The organism is Variovorax sp. P1_H12_2 (assembly GCF_056405335.1).
The window spans coordinates 1-7,667 of the sequence record NZ_JBFUCI010000316.1; the positions used below are offsets into that span (position 1 = coordinate 1).

The 7,667-nt window shown below is 69.4% G+C and carries 3 protein-coding genes; 2 read left to right on the forward strand and 1 reads right to left on the reverse strand.

Annotation, left to right across the window (positions count from 1 at the left end):
• Positions 1-186 precede the first annotated feature (186 nt).
• On the reverse strand, positions 187-3,702 hold the full coding sequence (gene smc / locus AC1D2K_RS25210; protein WP_478091877.1) for a chromosome segregation protein SMC: 3,516 nt from the start codon (positions 3,700-3,702) through the stop codon (positions 187-189).
• A 129-nt stretch (positions 3,703-3,831) separates the two neighbouring features.
• On the opposite strand from smc, the gene AC1D2K_RS25215 reads away from it, so the two are divergent.
• Together AC1D2K_RS25215 and AC1D2K_RS25220 are read left to right on the forward strand one after the other, a co-directional pair.
• On the forward strand, positions 3,832-4,581 hold the full coding sequence (locus tag AC1D2K_RS25215; RefSeq protein ID WP_478091879.1) for a hypothetical protein: 750 nt from the start codon (positions 3,832-3,834) through the stop codon (positions 4,579-4,581).
• Between the two features lie 167 nt (positions 4,582-4,748).
• Positions 4,749-7,667: GAF domain-containing protein (locus tag AC1D2K_RS25220; RefSeq protein ID WP_478091881.1), on the forward strand; the 2,919-nt coding region annotated here is incomplete at its 3' end.

A 7,667-nucleotide genomic window follows, 5' to 3' on the forward strand; every position in this document is an offset into this window, starting at 1 on the left:
TTGCTCATGGACCGCACCGGCTCAGACGCCGCCGGGCCGCCCCAAGGCGGCTGCGGCCCCCACGGGGGGCAGCGACACACGAAGTGAGGAGCGTGGGGGTCACCCAGGCCGGCGCCGGGCCGCCCCAAGGCGGCCTGCGGCCCCCTCGGGGGGCAGCGACACACGAAGTGAGGAGCGTGGGGGTCATCAAGCTGCCTCGACCATCGACACGGCCGACTCCATGTCGACCGCCACGATCCGCGAGACGCCCTGCTCCTGCATGGTCACGCCGATCAGCTGTTCGGCCATCTCCATCGCGATCTTGTTGTGGCTGATGAAGAGGAACTGCGTTTCACGGCTCATCGCGGTGACCAGCTTGGCGTAGCGCTCGGTGTTGGCGTCGTCCAGCGGCGCGTCCACCTCGTCCAGCAGGCAGAACGGCGCGGGGTTCAACTGGAAGATCGCGAACACCAGCGCGATCGCGGTCAGCGCCTTCTCGCCGCCCGACAGCAGGTGGATGGTCTGGTTCTTCTTGCCCGGCGGCTGCGCCATGACCTGCACGCCGGAGTCGAGGATCTCGTCGCCGGTCATCATGAGCCTGGCGTTACCGCCGCCGAAGAGTTCGGGGAACATGCGGCTGAAGTGCTCGTTGACGATCTTGAAGGTGCCGCCGAGCAGGTCGCGGGTCTCGGCGTCGATCTTGCGGATCGCGTCCTCCAGGGTACCGATGGCTTCGTTCAGGTCGGCCGACTGGGCATCGAGGAAGGTCTTGCGCTCGCTCGCCACCGCGAGTTCGTCGAGCGCCGCCAGGTTGACCGCGCCGAGCGATGCCACCTCGCGGTTGAGCCGGTCGATCTCGCTTTGCAGGCCGGTGAGGCGCACCTTGTCGGTCTCGATCGACTGTGCGACCGCCTCGAGATCGGCCTCGGCGTCGGCCAGCAGTTGCTGGTACTGCTCGAAGCCCAGCCGCGCCGCCTGCTCCTTCAGCTGGAAGTCGGTGATGCGCTGGCGCAACGGATCGAGCTCGCGCTCCAGCTGCAGCCGGCGCTCGTCGCTGGCGCGCAGCTTCAGCGTCAGGTCGTCGTACTGGCTGCGCGCGGCGCCCAGCGCGGTCTCGCGCTCCAGCTTGAGTGACAGCGCGTCCTGCAGGCCCGCCTGCGCCGCCGCGTCGGACAAACGGCCGAGTTCGGCGCGGGCGCGCTCGTTTTCCTCAGCCAGCGCCACCGTCTGCTGGGTCGCGGTTTCGATCGCGCGGCTCAGCTCGCCCCGGCGCGCTTCGAGCGTGCGTTGCGCGAAGGTCGCTTCCTGGGCCTGGCGCTCCAGGCTGCGGTGCTGTTCGCGGCTGGCGGTGAGCGCGCGGCCGGCCTCGATCACGCGTTCGTCGAGCTGCGCGTGACGCTCCTGGCTGTCGGCGAGCTGCATGTCGAGCTCTTCGAAGCGCGACTCGGCGGCGACGCGCCTTTCCTGCAGTTCCTCGAGCTGTGCCACCACTTCGCCGAGGTCGTTCGACAACTGCTCGCTGCGCGCGCGGGTCTGCTCGGCCAGCTGCGACAGGCGCAGCGTCTCGACTTGCAGTTCATGCGCGCGCGACTGGGTGTCGGCGGCCTCGCGGCGCGCCGTCACGAGCCGTTGAGCGGCGTCGCCGTAGGCGGCTTCGGCACGCGCCAGCGCGGTGCGCGACTCGTCGGCGATCAGGGTCTGGGCGCGCAGCTGGCGCTCCAGGTTTTCCATTTCCTGCTGGCGCGCCAGCAGGCCGGCCTGCTCGGAGTCCGGTGCATAGAAGCTCACGCTGTGGGCCGTCACCGCGTGACCGCTCTGGACGTAGATCACTTCGCCGGGTTGCAGCTTGTCGCGCTGCGCCAGCGCCTCTTCGAGCGTCGCGGCGGTGAAGCAGCCGTGCAGCCATTCGGACAGCAAGGCCTGYTGGCCGGCGTCGCCCAGGCGCAGCAGGTCCGCCAGCCGCGGCAACGTCGCCGCACCCTGTGGCACACCGGCCAGCGGCGGGCTGTAGAAGGCCAGCTTGGCCGGCGGCGCATCGCCACCGAAGGCGCGGACCATGTCGAGCCGACTGACTTCGAGCGCGCCCAGCCGCTCGCGCAGCGCGGATTCGAGCGCGTTCTCCCAGCCCTGCTCGATGTGGATGCGGYTCCACAGTCCCTGCAGGCTGTCGAGCCCGTGCTTGGCCAGCCAGGGCGCGAGCTTGCCGTCGGTCTTGACCTTTTCCTGCAGCGCCTTGAGCGCCTCGAGCCGGGCCGAGAGCTCGGCATGGCGCGCGCCTTCGGTGTTGACCGATTGCTGGCGCGTGCGCCGATCGTCGTCGAGCTGCGGCACCGTTTCCTGCAGGTCCTGCAGCCGGGCGTCGGCCTCGGCGGCCGCTTCCTGCGCGGCGGCGAGCTGCTCCTGCTGGTCGCGCAACCGCGCCTCGTCGGGCGCCGCGAGCGCGTTCTGGTCGACCCGCAGCCGCTCGGCGCGCTGGTTGAGCTGGCGGCTCTGCTCCTCGATGTTGCGCTGGTCGGCCGCCAGCACCTGGATCTGCTGCTGCACCTGCACCACCGTGGCGCGCTGGGCGTTGGCTTCGTTCTGGGCCCGCTGCTGCGCGTCCTCGAGCTCGGGCATGCGGGCGTCGTGCTCCTCGAGCTGCGCGGCCAGCAGTTCGGCCTGCTCCTCGGCGTTCACGCCCTGGCCGGCCAGCGTTTCGATCTCGGTCTCGGCGTCTTCGCGGCGCGCCCCCCATTGGGCCATCTGCTCGCGCAGCTGCACCAGGCGCTGCTCGACCCGCTGGCGGCCTTCGACCACGAAGCGGATCTCGCCCTCGAGCCGGCCGACTTCGGCGCTGGCCTCGTACAGCTTGCCCTGCGCCTGGTTGACCTGGTCGCCGGCCGCGTAATGGGCCTGCCGCACGGTCTCGAGGTCGGCCTCGACGTGGCGCAGGTCGGCGGTGCGCGATTCGAGGTCGTTGATCGCGCGCTCGGCGTCGGCCTTGACCTTGGCCTGGTCGGCTTCGCTTTCGGTGCGCTTGAGGAACCACAGCTGATGCTGCTTGCGCGCGGCGTCGCCCGTGAGCGCGTTGTAGCGCGCCGCCACCTCGGCCTGCTTCTCGAGGCGTTCGAGGTTGCTGTTGAGTTCGCGCAGGATGTCCTCGACCCGGGTGAGGTTCTCGCGCGTGTCGCCGAGCCGGTTCTCGGTCTCCCGGCGGCGCTCCTTGTACTTCGAGACACCGGCGGCCTCTTCGAGGAACAGGCGCAGTTCCTCGGGCTTGGATTCGATGATCCGGCTGATCGTGCCCTGGCCGATGATCGCGTAGGCGCGGGGCCCCAGGCCGGTGCCGAGGAACACGTCCTGCACGTCGCGCCGGCGCACCGGCTGGTTGTTGATGTAGTAGCTCGAGTTGCCGTCGCGCGTCAGCACGCGCTTGACAGCGATCTCCGCGAACTGGGCCCACTGGCCGCCTGCGCGGTGGTCGGCGTTGTCGAACACCAGCTCGACGCTGGATCGGCTGGCCTGCTTGCGCGTGGTGGTGCCGTTGAAGATGACGTCCTGCATGGACTCGCCGCGCAGTTCGGAGGCGCGCGACTCGCCGAGCACCCAGCGCACGGCATCCATGATGTTCGACTTGCCGCAGCCGTTGGGACCGACCACGCCGACCAGCTGGCCGGGCAGGAGGAAATTGGTGGGTTCGGCGAAGGACTTGAAGCCCGAGAGCTTGATGGAATTGAGACGCACGTCAGGTCGGCCCTAAGCCAGTTGTTATGCCAAGGTTGGGTGCCAAGGTGTTGATTTGTAAGCAGATTCCGACGGCCGGCACCCCCAGGCCAGGCCGCCCCCTGAGGCGAGGATGATAACGTGAGGACCATGCCTGTTTCCCCTCTTTCCGCGTCTCTCGGCCGCCGCGCCTGGCTCATCGGCGGCGGCGCGGCGGCCCTGGCCCTGGCGGGCTGTGCCTCGACCGATCGCGCCGAGCCCTACGCCAACAACGAATGGCTCCAGAGCGGCGCGAACCGCATCGCCAACCTCGCGCTGCGCGACAACCTCCAGTCGGTGCGGCGCGTGCAGCTGTCGCTCTACCGCCGAAATCCGCGCGAATGGCGCAAGTGGTGCGGCAGCGCCGACGAGGCGATCCAGCGCACCTGGGACGCGGTCTCGCACAACGCGCCGCTGCCCCAGCTCCAGGGCGCCTACGGCATCGACGCCATCCGGCTGGCCTTCGAGACCGCGCCCCGGCCCTACGAGGGCGACCGGGTCGCGGCGCTGGTGGTCGGCTGGGCGGCGCTGCTCAAGCAGGCCAACGGCGACACCTGGGAGCAGAGCATGCTCGACGGGGTGAACGCCGAGAACAGCTTCCGGGCGGCGCGCAATTTCGAGATCTCGCTGTGGCTGATCGGCTCCAAGACCGGGCCCGACGGCCAGCCGCTGCTGCTGGCCACCGAGATCAGCGAGCGCGGCCGGAATCTGCTGGTCGATCGCGAACTCTCCAAGGTGGTGGCGCGGCTGGACCTGCTGGCGGCGCAGGCCGACGAGAAATACCGGCGCGCCGCGCTCGACTTCAGCCAGAACTGGTTCCTGGGCAGCCTCGGGCCGTTCCTGTCGATGGTGCCCAAGTAATGGGCCCGAATCGACCGTTGGCTCGCCGCTGACAACCGGCGGCCGGCACGGCCGGGAAGGGCGAGAGGCGAGCGCCCGCGTGCAGAGATTCCCCCTTCGCCGCTAGACTCCACGCCGTGGTGCGCCGCTCGCGCATCAAACTGCTGATCGCTGAAGGCAAATGCCCCATGGCTGAGTCCCGGTCTCGACCCCTGTCGAAGCACGCGCCCCGCGCGGGCAGCACACTGCGCGAACCGGTCGAGCGGCGGGCCGACCCCGGCCTGCGGCTGAACGCGCTCAGCACCACGAGCGAGGTGTGCGACCTGGTGGTCGACGAAGCCGCCCGGCTCGTTGGCGCCCAGCGCCTGCTGCTGGTGCTCGATACCGAAGCCGGCTTGCGCAGCGCCGGCGCGAGGCTGCCGCCCACTGAAGACGCCGCCGCCCTCCTCTGCGCCATCACGCCCTGGCTCGCCGACACCCGCCGCAGCCGCAAGGCGAGCCTGCGGCACGGGCCCGAGGGCGCCGAGCCGGCCGACCAGCGCTCATGCCTGATCGCGCCGCTGGTCGCGCGGGGGGAATTGTGGGGCTACCTCTATGCCGACACCGAAGGCACGCTGGGTCGCTTTGACCGCAAACACCGCGACTTGCTGGCCGCGCTGGCACGCCAGGCCGCCGGGGTCCTGGCCAATCTCCGTGTCCGCGAGAGCCTCCAGCATGAGTTGACCGAATGCAAGGGCGCGCTCATGCAGCGCACCGACGAACTCACGCTCATCAACGGGATCCAGCAAGGCATCGCGGCAAAGCTGGGATTCCAGGCCATCATCGAACTGGTGGGCGACAAGTTGCGCGACCTGTTCCACACCGGCGACCTGAACATCGTCTGGTGGGACGACAAGACCGACCTGGTCCAGGTGCTGTACCGCTACGAACACAACATGCCCCTGCCGCAGCCACCGGCAAGGCCATTGAAGCCCGACGAGGCCATGGCGCGCATCCTGCACACGCGCCAGGTCGGCGTGGCCCATACGCGCGAGGAGCAGACCCGGGCCGGCCTCCATCCCGCACCGGGAACCGACTGGGCACATTCGATCGCCGCGGTCCCGATCATCGGCAGCGACCGCGCGCTCGGCATCATCGCGCTGCAGAACCACGAACGCGAATACGCCTTCGGGGCGCACGAGATCCGGCTGCTCGAGACCGTGGCGGCGAGCCTGGGCCTGGCGCTGGAGAACGCACGCCTGTTCGACGAGACGCAGCGCCACGGCCGCGAGATGCAAGAGGCCCTGTCCCACCAGCGCGCCGCCGCCGAGGTGCTGCAGGTCATCGGCAGCTCGGTGGCGGACCCCGGTCCGGTGTTCGACAAGATCCTCGAATGCTGCGAGCACCTGTTCGACGGCAGCTCCTTCGCCCTGTTGATGGTCGACGCCGAGGGGCACCTTGCGCTGACCCGCTGGTTGATGACGGCAGCCGGCCGCGCCACGATCAGCGAAGAACGGCTGGCCGACCTCAGTGCGTCGATGCAGTCGAACTACCCGATGCCGCTGGCCGGCACCTCGGCCGAACTCTCCTTTCGGACCGGCGAACTCGTGGAATTCGCCGATGTGCTGAGCGATCCCGCGGCGCCGCTGGTGCTGCGTCGCAACGCCGAGCTTGCGGGAATGAGCTACGCGAACCTGGCGGCGCCGCTGATCTGGGAAGGCCGCGGCATCGGCATCCTGAGCATGCAGCGCACCAGGGTCGGTCCGTTCAGGCCCAGCGAGCGTGCGCTGCTCAAGACCTTCGCCGACCAGGCCGTCATCGCGATCCAGAATGCACGGCTCTTCAACGAGACCCAGGTGGCGCTGCACAAGGTCGAGGAGCGCACCGCCGAGCTGACTGAGTCGCTCGAGTACCAGACCGCCGTCAGCGACGTGCTGCGCGTCATCAGCGAATCGCCGACCGAAGTGACGCCGGTGTTCGAGGCCATCCTGGACTGCACCATGTGGTTGTTCGAAGGCCCGGCTTCCGCCATCTTCAGCTTCGATGGCCACCTGGTCCGCCTGGCCGCGACCCGCAACTGGTCCGCGCAGGCGCTGGAAGCGGCGCGCACGGTGTGGCCGGCGCCGCCGGACCCGCGCCAGATGAACGGCCGGGCCATCCTCGAGCGACGGGCCCTCAGCACCGACGACGCGTGGTCGGATCCGGACTACGACCGCAGGCTGGCGAACAGCGGAAACCGGCGCCGGTTGATCTGCGCGCCGATGCTCAAGGACGGCGTGCCGATCGGCGCGATCACCACCGCCTGGCCGGACCCCGGCAAGACGCCGCAGCGGCAGATCGACCTGCTCCAGCTGTTTGCCGACCAGGCCGTGCTCGCGATCGAGAACGTGCGGCTGATCCACGAGACCCGCGAGGCGCTCGAGCGGCAGACCGCCACGGCGGACGTGCTCCAGGTCATCAGCGAATCGATGGAAGACGCGCAGCCTGTGTTCGACAAGATCCTGGAGAGCTGCCAGCGCCTGTTCTCCGGCACGCAGCAGGGCATTTCGCTGGTCGACGACGACGGACTGGTGCACCTGAGCGCGCATCGCGGCCCTGCCCGCGAAGTGCTCGAGCGCTTCTATCCCCGGCCGATCGTGCCCGCGGGCGCGGCGATGCCCGGCCCCGACGTCCTCCATGTTCCGGATGCGCTCGCCGCGCAGCACTTGCCCGCATTCATGCGCGAGATCGCCGAGTTGCTGGGCAACTACGCGATCATGATCGCCCCCCTGATGTGGGAGGGCCGCTACATCGGCTCGATCCACGTCACGCGCCAGCCGCCGCAGGCGTTCGCCGACAAGGAGATCAAGCTGCTGAAGACCTTCGCCGACCAGGCCGTGATCGCGATCCAGAACGCACGCCTGTTCAACGAGTCCAAGGAGGCGCGAGCCGCCGCCGAAGCCACGAACGAGGCCAAGAGCGCATTCCTCGCGACCATGAGCCACGAGATCCGCACGCCGATGAACGCGGTGATCGGCATGAGCGGGCTGCTGCTCGACACGCCGCTCGACGCCGAGCAGCAGGACTACGTCTCGACCATCCGCGATTCGGGCGATGCGCTGCTGACCATCATCAACGACATCCTGGAC

Excerpts from the sequence above, each read along its gene's own strand:
- AC1D2K_RS25215 (WP_478091879.1), top strand. The coding sequence starts at position 3,832 with ATGCCTGTTTCCCCTCTTTCCGCGTCTCTCGGCCGCCGCGCCTGGCTC.